The sequence below is a fragment of the Streptomyces sp. GQFP genome (genome assembly GCF_021545335.1).
GTDB lineage: Bacteria > Actinomycetota > Actinomycetes > Streptomycetales > Streptomycetaceae > Streptomyces.
On the sequence record NZ_CP089312.1, the window covers coordinates 3516373 to 3529478 of the forward strand.

Genomic DNA, 13106 nt, shown 5'->3' on the forward strand with positions numbered 1-13106 from the left:
TCGCTCACAGTTACCCTCAGATCTCCCTCAAGACACTTGACTGGAAAACGATCACCGAGTTTCGGCCATGCGGAAGATTCCACTCCCCTGTGTCACGCCTGTGGATCGATCAAGGCGAATGGGACACCCGGACGCCAACTCCCATTGACCGAGGGCTGATCGACGGACCGCCACCGGGGTTCCACCCACCCGGATTCTTTACCGATTCGTGATCATCACTGGCGGTGATCAGGCCTGTGCGGAGGCCAGTTCCACCACGGTGATGTCCGACGGCGCCCCCACCCGCGTGGGCGGACCCCACGCGCCGGCGCCCCGGGAGACGTACAACTGCGTGTCCCCGTACCGCTCCAGGCCCGCGAGGGTCGGGTTGGCGAGGTCGGCGATGAAGTTGCCCGGCCAGAGCTGGCCGCCGTGGGTGTGGCCGGAGAGCTGGAGGTCGACGCCGTGGTCGACGGCGTCGTGGATCTGCACCGGCTGGTGGGCCAGCAGCACGCTCGCCCGTGAGGTGTCCCGGTCGCCGAGCGCCTTGGTGAAGTCGGGGCCCTGGCCCTCGCTCTCACCGGCGACGTCGTTGACCCCGGCGAGGTCGAAGGCGGGCAGTTCGACGCGGGCGTTCTCCAGCGGGCGCAGCCCGAGCCGCCGTACCTCCTCGACCCACTCCTCGGCGCCGGAGAAGTACTCGTGGTTCCCGGTCACGAAGAACGCGCCGTGACGGGCGCGGAGTTGGGCGAGGGGAGCGGCGGCCGGTCCCAGATCCTTCACGCTGCCGTCGACGAGGTCGCCGACGATCGCGATCAGATCGGGCTGGGTGGAGTTGATCGTGTCGACGACCTTCTGCGCGAACCCCCGCCCGAGGACGGGCCCGAGGTGGATGTCGCTGACGACGGCGATCCTGAACCCGTGGGCTCCGCGCGGGAGCTTGGCCAGCGGCACGGTGACCCGCTTCACGCGCGGGCCTCGTACGACGCCGTAGGTGCCGTATCCCACGGTCCCGACGGCTGCTGTGGCGGCGGCACCGGCCACGACCCGGGAGACGAAGAGCCGGCGGGACGGGGCGGCGAGGAGACGGGGGCCGGCGCTCGGGTCGGGGACCGGGTCCGGGGTCTCGGGCACGCCCGGCGGTACGGTCTCCGCCTTCCGGAGCGGTACGGGGGACTCCGCGGGTGCCTCGGCCGGGCGGCGCCGCTCCAGGAACCGTCGCAGCAGTGGCCGTACGGCCTCGCCGGCGATCAGGGCCAGCCCGAGGTAGATGAACAGGGCCAGCCACAGGAAGCCGGGCCAGGCCAACGTCTGCTGGAGCCAGAAGGGCGCGCCGGCGCGCTCGGCGACGAAGGCCCCGATCATCAGGACCGGCCAGGCGACGAACACGGCCGTGCCGATACGGCGGGCGAGGCCGGGACCGACGGTCGTGTCGCGCACGAGGCGACGCCAGACGTACCAGTGCAGGCCGACCAGGGCGGCGAGCACGACGAGCAGGAAAACGATGACCATGCGGGGGTGTCTCCCGTTGTTCCCGTTGTGAGGTCGGGTTGTTCCCGTTGTGAGGTCGGGTTGTTCCCGTTGCGAGATCGGGTGTTACGAGATCCGGTGTTACGAGATCCGGTGTTACGAGATCGGGCGTTATGAGGTCTGGCGCAAAGCGCGCAGTCCGCGCAACCCGATGCCCCCGACGATCGTCCCCAATACGAAGGAGACGACCGCGAGCACCAGATGCACCCAGAAGTACGCCGTCGGATTGCCCGCGTCGTCGAACGCGAGCCCGCTGCCGTCCGTGACCAGATTCTTGATGAAAGTGACCCAGATGACCCAGCTCCACACCCCGAAGGCGAGCAGGAACCAGGAGACGGGGCGGCTGAGCTTCATGGGTCCAGTATCGCCGCCCTGTGCTGGGTCCCTCGGCCGGGGTGGGGAGGGCCGTGCGACTTCGCGGGCTACTACATGTACGTTCTCGATCGTGTCCGCCTCCAAAAAGACCGCCAAGCGCTCCTTGCTGGTCACCTCCGCCGCCCTGTTGTCCGCCGCGCTGACCACGCCCGTCCCGGCGTTCGCGGCCCCAAAGCCGTCTCCGACGCCGAGTGCCACGCCGTCGGCGACTCCCCCGGCGAACATGTCGACCGTGGGCGGGGAGCGGCTCGGGAAGGCCGGGACGCAGGTGAACCTCTCCGACGGGGTGCCGGTGATCCCCAAGGACATCAGCGCCCGCTCGTGGATCGTCTCGGACGCGGAGTCCGGCGACGTCCTCGCCTCGCACAACGCGCACTGGCGGCTGCCGCCGGCGAGCACGCTGAAGATGCTGTTCGCCGACACCGTGCTGCCGAAGTTCCCGAAGACCATGGAGCACAAGGTCACCTCCGCCGAGCTGGCGGACGTCGGCGCCGGGTCCAGCATGGTCGGCATCAAGGAGAAGGAGACGTACACGGTCCACGACCTGTGGCTCGGTGTCTTCCTGCGCTCCGGGAACGACGCGGTGCACGTCCTGTCCCACATGAACGGGGGCGTCGCGGCCACGGTCAAGGAGATGAACGAGCACGCGGAGGAGTTGCAGGCCCTCGACACGAACGTCGTGAGCCCCGACGGCTACGACGAGCGGGGGCAGGTGTCGTCGGCGTACGACCTCACGCTCTTCGCGCGGTCCGGGCTGCAGAAGAAGGACTTCCGTGAGTACTGCTCGACGGTGACGGCCAAGTTCCCGGGCGAGACGAAGAAGAACAAGCAGGGCAAGACGGTGCGCGGGACCTTCGAGATCCAGAACACCAACCGGCTGCTGGCGGGCGACTCGGACGTCTCGGTGTACCAGGGGATCGCGGGCGTGAAGAACGGCAACACGACGAACGCGGGGGCGACCTTCACGGGGGTTGCCGAGCGGGGCGGCAAGGTGCTGCTGGTCACGGTCATGAATCCGTCGGAGGAGGAGCACAACGAGGTCTACAAGGAGACCGCGCGGTTGCTCGACTGGGGGTTCAAGGCGGCGGGGAAGGTGCAGCCGGTGGGCGAGCTGGTGGCGCCCCAGGGTGCGGCGGGGTCGAGCCCTCAGCCCGGCTCGACCGACGGTGACACGGACTCCGGTGAGGCAGGGGGCGGGGCGTCGGACGGGGGCGCCGGCAAGGCCGACGGTTCCGCGTCGCCGGTCGCGAACGCGTCGGCCGAGGCGGACGGGGGTGGGATCGGGGTTGCGTTGGGGATCACCGGGGGTGTGCTGGTGCTGTTGGCGGGGGGCGCGTTCCTGATCAACCGACGGTGGCCGCTGCCGGAACTGGTGCGGCGTCGGCGGTAGTTGGGGGCTTTTTTCCTCGCCCCCGCCGCCCCTACCCGTCCCATCCTTCTGGGGGCTGCGCCCCCAGACCCCCGCTACGGCCCTGAACGGGCCTTGTCCTCAAACGCCGGACGGGCTGGATCTTTCAGCCCGTCCGGCGTTTGAGGACGAGCGCGTTCAGCGCGACCCTCCCACCCGCGCCCGCCACTTCAGCCCGTCCGGCGTTTGAGGACGAGGCCGTTCAGGCCGAAGCGGGGGTCTGGGGGCGGCAGCCCCCAGGGATGGGACGGGTAGGGGCGGCGGGGGCGAGAAACGCTTCAGGTGCTCGGCGTCTCGGTCGACTCCGTTGCCGTCCACGCCGCGCAGAACAGGACAAGTTTTGATGTGAAGTTGATCCACAGCAACAGGGCCACCGGGACGCCGAACGCGCCGTACATGCTCTTCGCCGCCACGCCCTGCATGTAGCTGCTCAGCAGCAGCTTCAGGAGTTCGAAACCCGCCGCGCCGATCAGCGCCGCGACGAGCAGCCGACGCCGGGTCGGCTCCACACCCGGCAGCAGGGTCAGGACGTACAGGAGGAGCAGGAAGTCGGCGAGTACGGCGACGCCGAACGCGGCGACACGCAGGAGCACCGCACCCCAGCCCGCCTCGTCGATCCCCAGCCCCCCCGCGATCCAGCCGACCGCCGCCGAGGCGACCGTCGACGCGGCGAGGGTGACGAGGACGGCACCGCCCAGTCCTACCAGCACACCGGTGTCCTTCACCGTCCGCAGGACGGGGTTCCCCTCGTCGTCCGGAAGTTCCCACACCGCCCGCAGACACTCCCGCATCGAGCCGACCCACCCGATCCCCGTAAACAGCAGCACCGCCCCCGCGATCACCCCGACCGTGCCCGCGTTCTGGACCAGCCCGTCGATGTTCAGCTGCTCGGAGATGCCGGGTACCTGCTCGGCGATCTTGTCCTCCAGCTCGTTCTGCCGCGAGGTGCTGAGCGTCGCCGCGGCGATAGCGGCGGCCACGGTGAGCAGCGGGAACAGTGCCACAAAGCTGATGAAGGTCATCGCCGCCGCCAGCCGCGTCCACTTCACGCGGTCCAGTCGCTCGTACGACCGCCACGCGTGCGTGGCCATCAGGCGGACGACGATCGGTCCGACGCCGGGGAGCTTCTTCAGCCAGTCCATAGGGACCTTTTACCCCGGAAACGCCTGTCCGTGTGGAGGTTCTACCTGGTCGGAAGGGTGCCGCGCTCCACATGCGCCGCCTGCGGCGGTACGACGGTCCCGCCGAAGGTGAACTCGCGCAGCTTGCGCCACACCGCGTCGGCCCCCTGCTCGTAGAGCGCGAAGCCGGTGCAGGGCCAGTCGGCCTCGTAGTCGGCGAGTTCCGCGTAGGCGCGGTCCATCGCCTCCTCGGTGATGCTGTGCGCGACCGTCACATGCGGGTGGTACGGGAACTGGAGTTCGCGCGCCACAGGACCGGAGGCGTCACGGACCTGCTTCTGTAGCCAGGTGCAGGCCTCCGCGCCCTCGGCGATCTGGACGAACACGACGGGCGACACCGGCCGGAAGGTGCCGGTGCCGGAGAGACGGAGAGGGAAGGGGCGGCCGGCTGCGGCCACCTCCACCAGGTGCGCCTCGATGGCGGGCAGCGCCGCCGAGTCGACTTCCGTGGGCGGCAACAGGGTGACGTGGGTGGGGATGCCGTGAGCAGCGGCGTCGCCGAAGCCCGCACGCCGCTCCTGGAGCAGGCTGCCGTGAGGCTCCGGGACCGCGATCGACACACCGATCGTTACGGTCCCCACGTCGTCTCCTGTTCGTCGTCTCGGTGTTGCTCATGTCAGTCGGCTATCGACTGTACGGGCAGGGCGGGTCTGCGGGCAGGCGCACGCGTAGTGATGTGCAGCGCTCTGATGCCGCGTCGTGCGCCGTGCGGTGGTACGGATTCGGATGCCGGTGCGGGTGGCGGTGCGGGTGGCGGTACGGGTCAGTGCTTCGCCGGGAGGAAGCCGACCCGCTCGTACGCCTGGGCGAGCGTCTCCGCGGCTACCCCCCGTGCCTTCTCCGCGCCCTTGGCGAGGATCGAGTCGAGTGTCTCCGGGTCGTCCAGATACTGCTGGGTGCGCTCCCGGAACGGCGTCACGAAGTCGACCACGACCTCGGCGAGGTCCACCTTGAGCGCACCGTAGCCCTTACCGTCGTATTTCTGCTCGAGTTCGGCGATGTCCATGCCCGTGAGGGTCGAGTAGATGCCGAGCAGGTTGCTGACGCCGGGCTTCTCGGCGGGGTCGAAGCGGATCACGGTGTCCGTGTCCGTGACCGCGCTCTTGACCTTCTTGGCGGTGGCCTTCGGGTCGTCGAGGAGGTTGATGAGACCCTTGGGCGTCGACGCCGACTTGCTCATCTTGATCGACGGGTCCTGAAGGTCGTAGATCTTCGCCGTCTCCTTCAGGATGTACGGCTTCGGGATCGTGAAGGTCGCGCCGAACCGGCCGTTGAAGCGTTCGGCGAGGTCGCGGGTCAGTTCGATGTGCTGGCGCTGGTCCTCGCCGACGGGGACCTCGCCCGCCTGGTAGAGCAGGATGTCCGCGACCTGGAGGATCGGGTACGTGAACAGGCCGACGCTCGCGCTCTCGGCGCCCTGTCTGGCGGACTTGTCCTTGAACTGCGTCATACGGCTGGCCTCGCCGAAGCCGGTGAGGCAGTTCATGATCCAGGCGAGCTGGGCGTGTTCGGGGACGTGGCTCTGGACGAACAGCGTGCAGCGCTCGGGGTCGAGGCCGGCGGCGAGGAGCTGGGCGGTGGCCAGGCGAGTGTTGGCCGTCAGCTCCTTCGGGTCCTGCGGGATCGTGATCGCGTGCAGGTCGACGACCATGTAGAAGGCGTCGTGGGTCTCCTGGAGGGCGACCCACTGGCGTACGGCGCCGAGGTAGTTGCCGAGGTGGAACGAGCCGGCGGTGGGCTGGATTCCGGAGAGCACGCGGGGACGATCTGAGGCCATGTTTTTTATTGTCTCAGAGGTGGGGGGTGGTTTCGGTACGCGGGGAGCTGCGGGCCGGATGTGGCTGGTCGCGCCCCGCGGCGGAGCCGCAAATAGATGCGGCCCCGCGCCCCTAAAAAACCTCAGCCCAGGTCGATCTCGGGGTACAGGGGGAAGCCTGCCACCAGGTCTGTTGCCCTCTGGGCGATCTCCTCCGACACCTTCTCGTCCAGGACGTGCGACGCCTTGCTCGGGGCGCCCGACTTGGTCGTACCCGGCTCGGCGGCGGTGAGGACCCGGTCCATCAGGGCGGCCACCTCGTCCATCTCGGCCGTGCCCAGGCCCCGCGTGGTGAGCGCGGGGGTGCCGATGCGGATGCCCGAGGTGTACCAGGCGCCGTTCGGGTCGGACGGGATGGCGTTGCGGTTGGTGACGATGCCCGAGTCGAGGAGGGCGGTCTCGGCCTGGCGGCCGGTGAGGCCGTAGGAGGAGGCGACGTCGATGAGGTTGAGGTGGTTGTCCGTACCGCCGGTCACCAGGGTCGCGCCCCGGCTCATCAGGCCTTCCGCCAGGGCGCGGGAGTTGTCGACGATGCGCTGGGCGTAGTCCTGGAAGGCGGGCTGCCTGGCCTCCGCCAGAGCCACCGCCTTCGCCGCCATCACGTGCGGGAGCGGACCGCCGAGGACCATCGGGCAGCCCCGGTCGACCTGGTCCTTGAGGGAGTCGTCGCACAGGACCATGCCGCCACGCGGGCCGCGCAGCGACTTGTGGGTGGTGGTCGTCACGATCTGGGCGTGGGGAACCGGGTCGAAGTCACCCGTGAGCACCTTGCCCGCGACCAGGCCCGCGAAGTGGGCCATGTCCACCATCAGCGTCGCGCCGACCTCGTCGGCGATCTCGCGCATGATCCGGAAGTTCACCAGACGGGGGTACGCGGAGTAGCCCGCCACGATGATCAGCGGCTTGAACTCACGGGCCGACGTGCGCAGCGCCTCGTAGTCGATCAGGCCGGTCGCCGGGTCCGTGCCGTAGGAGCGCTGGTCGAACATCTTGCCGGAGATGTTGGGGCGGAAGCCGTGGGTGAGGTGGCCGCCGGCGTCCAGGGACATGCCGAGCATGCGCTGGTTGCCGAAGGCCCGGCGCAGCTCGGCCCAGTCGGCGTCGGAGAGGTCGTTGATCTGGCGGACGCCGGTCTTCTCCAGGAAGGGCGCCTCGACGCGGTCGGCGAGGACGGCCCAGAAAGCGACGAGGTTGGCGTCGATGCCGGAGTGCGGCTGTACGTAGGCGTGCCGGGCGCCGAAGAGTTCGCGGGCGTGCTCGGCGGCGAGGGACTCGACGGTGTCGACGTTGCGACAGCCTGCGTAGAAGCGGCGGCCGACGGTGCCCTCGGCGTACTTGTCGCTGAACCAGTTGCCCATCGCGAGGAGGGTGGCCGGGGAGGCGTAGTTCTCGGAGGCGATCAGCTTGAGCATCTCGCGCTGGTCGTGGACCTCTTGGCCGATGGCGTCGGCGACGCGCGGCTCGACGGCACGGATCACGTCGAGGGCGGCGCGGAAGGCGGTGGATTCGGTGGAGAGGGGCTGCTGCTCTGACATGTCGTCGGCCTCCGGGTGGCGTGGGTGCTGGAAAGCGGTCACGGGGTCACGGTTCGGCCCAGGCGCACGGCACTCTTACTGCTCGTGGGCCGCTCCCCGATGGTCTGTCCCATCCTCGGGCCCGGTCGTCCCCTTCCCGTCTGCTCCGCGGCGCCTGGCACGCACGCTCGCCGCGTTGCCGAATCGCCCGCGTGGCTCCGCCACGAGGACGCTCCGGCGCCTTGCGATCGCACGCACCAGGCGCCGCGGAGCCCGCCCTCCGGGCGGACGACGGGAAGGGGACGACCGGGCCCAGCGCGCCAGTCACGGCCCGTCGGCCAGCCTACCGGGCACGACATGGGCCCAAGGTGCCGCGTCCACCATGCGAGCGACCATGGAAGAGAGGGGGGCCGGTGGGCATTCGTACCCCGGGAGGTGCCGTGACCACCACCGAAGCGCTCATCGCGGCGGCCGACGCGCACAGCGCGCACACCTACGCCCCCTTGCCGGTCGTGGTCGCCACCGCGGACGGTGCCTGGATGACGGATGTCGAGGGCCGCCGCTATCTGGACCTGCTGGCCGGTTACTCCGCGCTCAACTTCGGTCACGGAAACCGGCGGCTGCTCGACGCCGCGAAGGCGCAGCTGGAGCGCGTGACGTTGACGTCCCGGGCCTTCCACCACGACCGGTTCGCCGCGTTCTGCACGGAGCTGGCGGCGCTGTGCGGCATGGAGACGGTGCTGCCGATGAACACGGGCACGGAGGCCGTGGAGACCGCGGTGAAGACCGCCCGGAAGTGGGGGTACCGGGTCAAGGGCGTGCCGGACGGGATCGCGAAGATCGTGGTCGCGGCGGACAACTTCCACGGCCGTACGACGACGGTGATCAGCTTCTCGACGGACTCGGCGGCGCGCGCGGACTTCGGCCCGTACACGCCGGGTTTCGAGATCGTGCCGTACGGCGATCTGACCGCCCTGCGGTCCGCTGTCACCGAGAACACGGTGGCCGTGCTGCTGGAGCCGATCCAGGGCGAGGCGGGGGTACGGGTGCCGCCGGACGGCTATCTGCGGGGCGTACGGGAGCTGACGCGGGAGCGGGACGTGCTGTTCGTGGCGGACGAGATCCAGTCGGGGCTGGGGCGCACGGGACATACCTTCGCGTGCGAGCACGAGGGTGTGGTGCCGGACGTCTACGTTCTGGGGAAGGCGCTCGGCGGCGGGATCGTGCCCGTGTCGGCGGTGGTGTCATCGCGTGCGGTGCTCGGGGTGTTCCGGCCGGGTGAGCACGGGTCGACGTTCGGCGGGAACCCGCTGGCGTGCGCGGTGGCGCTGGAGGTGATCGCGATGCTCAGGTCCGGCGAGTACCAGGCGCGGGCCACGGAACTGGGCGCGCATCTGCACCGGGAGCTGCGCGCGCTGGCCGACACCGGCGCGCTGACCGAGGTGCGCGGGCGGGGCCTGTGGGCGGGCATCGACATCGCACCGGCGTACGGCACGGGCCGGGAGGTCTCCGAGCGGCTGATGGACCGGGGCGTCCTGGTGAAGGACACCCACGGCCCGACGATCCGCCTCGCGCCGCCCCTCGTCATCAGCAAGGAGGACCTGGACTGGGGGCTGGCGCAGTTGCGGGGCGTATTGAGCGGATGAGAGCCGGGGGCTACAGGATCACGTGGGGCAGGAAGCGGGCGTACTCGTCCGTGATCGGGCCCGAGGACTCGCGTATGCCGAGTCCCGCCGACTCGTCCTCCACGACCCACGCGCCCAGGACGACCCGGTTGCCGTCGAAGTCGGGCAGGGGGGCCAACTCCTGGTAGCAGCAGGGTTCTTGGCGTACGACGGCTGCGGCGCCCTGCTCGTGGACGATGACGCCCGCGCCCTCCCGGCCCAGCAGCGGCTTGCTCACGTAACCGGTCGTGTGCGCCAGTTCCCGTGGGCCGTCGAGGTAGGCGGGGAGGAGGTTCGGGTGTCCGGGGTACAGCTCCCAGAGGATCGCGAGGAGTGCCTTGTTGCTGAGCAGCATCTTCCAGGCGGGCTCGATCCACAGCGTCGTACCCGTGCCGCCGCCGTTGTCCAGGGTGTCGAGGACATGGCCGGCGAACCTGTCGGTGGTGAGCCACTCCCAGGGGTACAGCTTGAAGCAGCTGCGGATGAAACGGAGTTGGTTGTCGACGAAGCGGCCGGAGAGGGAGTCCCAGCCGATCTCCTCCACGGCGAGCCAGTCGGTGTCGAGGCCCGCCTGCTCCGCGGTCTCCTTCAGATACGCGACGGTCATCAGGTCCTCGCCGAGTTCGTCGGCGGCGGAGTGCGCGAAGTGGAGGGGGCTGCCGGGCGGGAGGAGGGCGGCCTGTTTCTTCCAGGCGGCGATCAGGCGTTCGTGGAGGGAGTTCCACTGGTCGGCGCCCGGGAAGCGGTCCTCCATCCAGAACCACTGGGGCGAGGCGGCCTCGACGAGGGAGGTGGGGGTGTCGGCGTTGTACTCGAGGAGCTTCGCGGGACCGCCCGAGCCGTCTGTTCCGCCCGTGCGGCCGTCGTAGCGGAGGTCGAAACGGCCGTAGACGGACGGGAGTTCGGCACGGCGGTGCCAGGCCTCGGCGACCGCTGCCGCGATGTGCGGGTCGGTGATGCCGAGGTCCGTGAAGCGGTTCGCGCTGACGATGTGCTCGGCGGCGGCGAGGCACATGCCGTGGAGTTCCTCCACGACCTCCTCCAGCGCCTCCACCTCCGGGAGCGAGAAGACGTAGTACGCGCTCTCGTCCCAGTAGGGGCGCAGGGTGCCGTCGGGGTGGCGGGTGAGCGGGTAGATCAGCCCCTGTTCCTCGACGGTTCGCTGCCAGTCGGGGCGGGGTTCGATCGTGCGGCGTTGCATGTCGGGGCTCAGCCGCCCGAGCTGGTGTCGCCGCCGCCGAGGCCGCCACGACTGACACCGGTGCCACCACCGGTGCCGTCGCCGCTGCCCGAACTGCCGCTGCTCTTGCCGGACTTGCTGAAGGAGCCGCCCTTGACCCAGCCGGACTTCTTCTTGCCGCCGTAGTAGTAGGCGCCGTTGGTGCTCGTGACGGTCTTGCAGTTCTTGTCGGCGACGACCTTGTAGCCCTTGGCGGCCTTGTAGCTGTCGCGGTCGACGCAGCGCTTGTCGGGGTCGTCCGAGGAGCAGGCCGTGAGGGCGGCGGCGAGCAGGCCCATGCCGCCCAGTACGACGGTGCCTGAGCGGAGTTGTCCGCGTGACTGTCTGCGTGCGTCGGCCATGGTCGTGTCTCCCCGTTGGTGTCTCGCCCGGCTTGAAGTCCGCCCAGCTTAAAGATCGTTCAAGGACGGGTGTACGCCCACCCCCCTGTGTCTCCCGTCCACCTAGAGTCACTTTGTGCTCTTTGGAATGGTGTGCGCGCTCGGCGCGGCGGTCTGCTTCGGTACGGCGACGGTGTTGCAGGCGATGGCCGCGCGGGCGGCTGCCGAAGCCCCCGGCCGAGGTGGCGACGCCGCGCTGCTGCTGCGGGCGGTGCGGCAGTGGCGGTACATCGCCGGGCTGGCCCTGGACGGGCTCGGCTTCGTCTTCCAGGTCGCCGCGCTGCGGTCCGTTCCGATCTACGCGGTCGGCGCGGCGTTGGCCGCGAGTCTCGCCGTCACCGCGGTGGTCGCCGCCCGGTTGCTGCGGGTGCGGCTGAGCGGGGTGGAGTGGGGCGCGGTCGGGGTGGTGTGCGCGGGGCTGGGGATGCTGGGGCTCTCCTCGGGGACGGAGGGGGAGCGGGCGGGGTCGGACGCGCTGAGGTACGCGATGCTCGCGACCGCCGTGGGGGTGCTGGTGCTGGGGCTGCTGGGCGGGCGGTTGCCGGAGCGGGGGCGGGGGTTGGTGCTCGGGTTGGGGGCGGGGTTCGGGTTCGGGGTGGTCGAGGTGTCGGTGCGGTTGATCGATGAGGTGTCGGTGGGGGCGTTGGTGGCGAACGCGGCGACGTATGCGCTGGTGGTGGGGGGTGGGGCGGCGTTTCTGGCGCTGACGTCGGGGTTGCAGCGGGGGGCTGTGACCGTGCCGACGGCGGGGATGGTGATCGGGGAGACGATCGGGCCGGCGGTGATCGGGGTGGTGTGGCTGGGGGACCGCACGCGGGAGGGGTTGGGGTGGCTGGCGGTGGTGGGGTTCGGGGTGGCTGTGGCGGGGGCGCTGGTGCTGGCCCGGTTCGGCGAGGCCCCGGAGTGAGACTCGCCCCCGCCGCCCCTACCCGTTCCCATCCCTGGGGGCTGCCGCCCCCAGACCCCCGCTACGGCCCTGAACGGGCCTTGTCCTCAAACGCCGGACGGGCTGACAAACCAGCCCGTCCGGCGTTTGAGGACGAGCGCGTTCAGCGCGACAAAGGGGGGTCTGGGGGCGCAGCCCCCAGAAGGATGGGACGGGTAGGGGCGGCGGGGGCGAACAACTCACCCCATCGCCCCCACCACCCCGTCCCACAACCGCACCCTCGCCTCCAACGCGTCCATCGCCGTCTCCGCAGCCTCCGCCCAGTGCTTGTCACTCGTCCCGCACAGGTCCGCGACCATCTGCATGGCCATCGGAGTGTGCTCCTCGCCGTCGACCTCGATGTGCCGGGACAGGTAGTCGCAGAACAGGGGGAAGCGGTCCGTGCCCTCCTTCTTGATCACCTGGTCGAACATGTCCGGAATGAGGTCCTCCCGGGAGAAGGCGAACGCCGCCGCGCGACAGTGCAGCGGGCGGTCGTTGATGATCTCGAACGTCGTGCGGACGAACTCGGCTGCGGGGCCCGGCACTTGGGCCACCCGCAGGGCCGACGTCACCTCGTGACCCTCCCCCACCAGCCCGATGAACGTGTCGATCCGCGTCGGATCGGCGTCCGCCTCGGCCATGCCGGCCCGGTACAGCTCGAAGTGGCTGGTGAAGCCCCCGTTCAGCTCGTCGCTCTCCTCGACGAGCACGATGTCGTTGATGAGACGGCGGCTCACCTCCGACCCGCGCGGCACCCAGGGGACGTCGACACAGGTCAGTTCCCGCTGCAGCGACTTGAGCAGGGACATGAAGTCCCACACCGCGAACACATGATGTTCCATGAACGTCGCCATGTGTTCCCGGGTGTTTATCCGCTGGTAAATCGGGTGGGCGGTCACTTCTTTTCGTGCCGGTTCGATCACGGACCGGGCCCGCTCGATTCCCTCGTGGGTCATATCCCAGTCGTACCTGGACATGAAATCTCCCTCGCGTTGGTCGAATGGCGATCGTGCAGCTTTACCGACCCTCCCGGCAAGCCCTTTCCTGAATTCCAGAAAAGTTACCCCGAGTATCACTCAGGTATCGATCGA

12 protein-coding genes are annotated in these 13106 nt (G+C 69.7%); 3 read left to right on the forward strand and 9 right to left on the reverse strand.

What is annotated here, in order from left to right; translation table 11 throughout:
• Positions 1-228 precede the first annotated feature (228 nt).
• On the reverse strand, positions 229-1491 hold the full coding sequence (locus LUX31_RS15400) for a metallophosphoesterase (protein WP_235475363.1): 1263 nt from the start codon (positions 1489-1491) through the stop codon (positions 229-231).
• A gap of 129 nt (positions 1492-1620) precedes the next feature.
• On the reverse strand, positions 1621-1863 hold the full coding sequence (locus tag LUX31_RS15405; RefSeq protein ID WP_235475364.1) for an SCO4848 family membrane protein: 243 nt from the start codon (positions 1861-1863) through the stop codon (positions 1621-1623).
• 91 nt (positions 1864-1954) lie between these two features.
• Here LUX31_RS15405 and LUX31_RS15410 point away from each other — a divergent pair, with 91 nt between their 5' ends.
• On the forward strand, positions 1955-3274 hold the full coding sequence (locus tag LUX31_RS15410) for a D-alanyl-D-alanine carboxypeptidase family protein (protein WP_328285657.1): 1320 nt from the start codon (positions 1955-1957) through the stop codon (positions 3272-3274).
• A 296-nt stretch (positions 3275-3570) separates the two neighbouring features.
• Here LUX31_RS15410 and LUX31_RS15415 read toward each other — a convergent pair whose 3' ends face one another.
• From LUX31_RS15415 to LUX31_RS15430, 4 genes are all read right to left on the reverse strand, one after another.
• On the reverse strand, positions 3571-4434 hold the full coding sequence (locus LUX31_RS15415) for a YihY/virulence factor BrkB family protein (RefSeq protein WP_235475366.1): 864 nt from the start codon (positions 4432-4434) through the stop codon (positions 3571-3573).
• Positions 4435-4475: 41 nt separating this feature from the next.
• Complete coding sequence (locus tag LUX31_RS15420; RefSeq protein ID WP_235475367.1) at positions 4476-5054, reverse strand: 2'-5' RNA ligase family protein; 579 nt, start codon at positions 5052-5054, stop codon at positions 4476-4478.
• Positions 5055-5236: 182 nt separating this feature from the next.
• Complete coding sequence (trpS, locus tag LUX31_RS15425) at positions 5237-6250, reverse strand: tryptophan--tRNA ligase (protein WP_235475368.1); 1014 nt, start codon at positions 6248-6250, stop codon at positions 5237-5239.
• Between the two features lie 122 nt (positions 6251-6372).
• Positions 6373-7824, reverse strand: coding sequence for a glycine hydroxymethyltransferase (locus LUX31_RS15430; RefSeq protein WP_235479931.1), 1452 nt, complete (start codon positions 7822-7824; stop codon positions 6373-6375).
• A 419-nt stretch (positions 7825-8243) separates the two neighbouring features.
• Between LUX31_RS15430 and rocD the strand changes: the two genes are divergently transcribed.
• Positions 8244-9449, forward strand: coding sequence for an ornithine--oxo-acid transaminase (gene rocD, locus LUX31_RS15435; protein ID WP_235475369.1), 1206 nt, complete (start codon positions 8244-8246; stop codon positions 9447-9449).
• Between the two features lie 10 nt (positions 9450-9459).
• Here the strand turns inward: rocD and LUX31_RS15440 are convergent, their stop codons facing one another.
• Both LUX31_RS15440 and LUX31_RS15445 read right to left on the reverse strand, forming a co-directional pair.
• Positions 9460-10668 carry a glutathionylspermidine synthase family protein gene (locus LUX31_RS15440; protein WP_235475370.1) on the reverse strand — a complete coding sequence of 403 codons (1209 nt, stop codon included), beginning with the start codon at positions 10666-10668 and terminating at the stop codon, positions 9460-9462.
• A gap of 8 nt (positions 10669-10676) precedes the next feature.
• Positions 10677-11048, reverse strand: coding sequence for a hypothetical protein (locus tag LUX31_RS15445; protein ID WP_235475371.1), 372 nt, complete (start codon positions 11046-11048; stop codon positions 10677-10679).
• A gap of 127 nt (positions 11049-11175) precedes the next feature.
• Here LUX31_RS15445 and LUX31_RS15450 point away from each other — a divergent pair, with 127 nt between their 5' ends.
• Positions 11176-11994, forward strand: a complete 819-nt coding sequence (locus tag LUX31_RS15450) for a hypothetical protein (protein WP_235479932.1) — start codon at positions 11176-11178, stop codon at positions 11992-11994.
• Positions 11995-12212: 218 nt separating this feature from the next.
• Here the strand turns inward: LUX31_RS15450 and LUX31_RS15455 are convergent, their stop codons facing one another.
• On the reverse strand, positions 12213-12992 hold the full coding sequence (locus LUX31_RS15455) for a DUF3050 domain-containing protein (protein ID WP_235475372.1): 780 nt from the start codon (positions 12990-12992) through the stop codon (positions 12213-12215).
• Positions 12993-13106: the final 114 nt, after the last annotated feature.

Bases quoted from the DNA above. Each gene is read 5' to 3' on its own strand.
- LUX31_RS15400 (WP_235475363.1), bottom strand. From the start codon at position 1,491: ATGGTCATCGTTTTCCTGCTCGTCGTGCTCGCCGCCCTGGTCGGCCTG.
- LUX31_RS15405 (WP_235475364.1), bottom strand. From the start codon at position 1,863: ATGAAGCTCAGCCGCCCCGTCTCCTGGTTCCTGCTCGCCTTCGGGGTG.
- LUX31_RS15415 (WP_235475366.1), bottom strand. From the start codon at position 4,434: ATGGACTGGCTGAAGAAGCTCCCCGGCGTCGGACCGATCGTCGTCCGC.
- trpS (WP_235475368.1), bottom strand. From the start codon at position 6,250: ATGGCCTCAGATCGTCCCCGCGTGCTCTCCGGAATCCAGCCCACCGCC.
- LUX31_RS15430 (WP_235479931.1), bottom strand. From the start codon at position 7,824: ATGTCAGAGCAGCAGCCCCTCTCCACCGAATCCACCGCCTTCCGCGCC.
- LUX31_RS15440 (WP_235475370.1), bottom strand. From the start codon at position 10,668: ATGCAACGCCGCACGATCGAACCCCGCCCCGACTGGCAGCGAACCGTC.
- LUX31_RS15445 (WP_235475371.1), bottom strand. From the start codon at position 11,048: ATGGCCGACGCACGCAGACAGTCACGCGGACAACTCCGCTCAGGCACC.
- LUX31_RS15450 (WP_235479932.1), top strand. From the start codon at position 11,176: ATGGTGTGCGCGCTCGGCGCGGCGGTCTGCTTCGGTACGGCGACGGTG.
- LUX31_RS15455 (WP_235475372.1), bottom strand. From the start codon at position 12,992: ATGTCCAGGTACGACTGGGATATGACCCACGAGGGAATCGAGCGGGCC.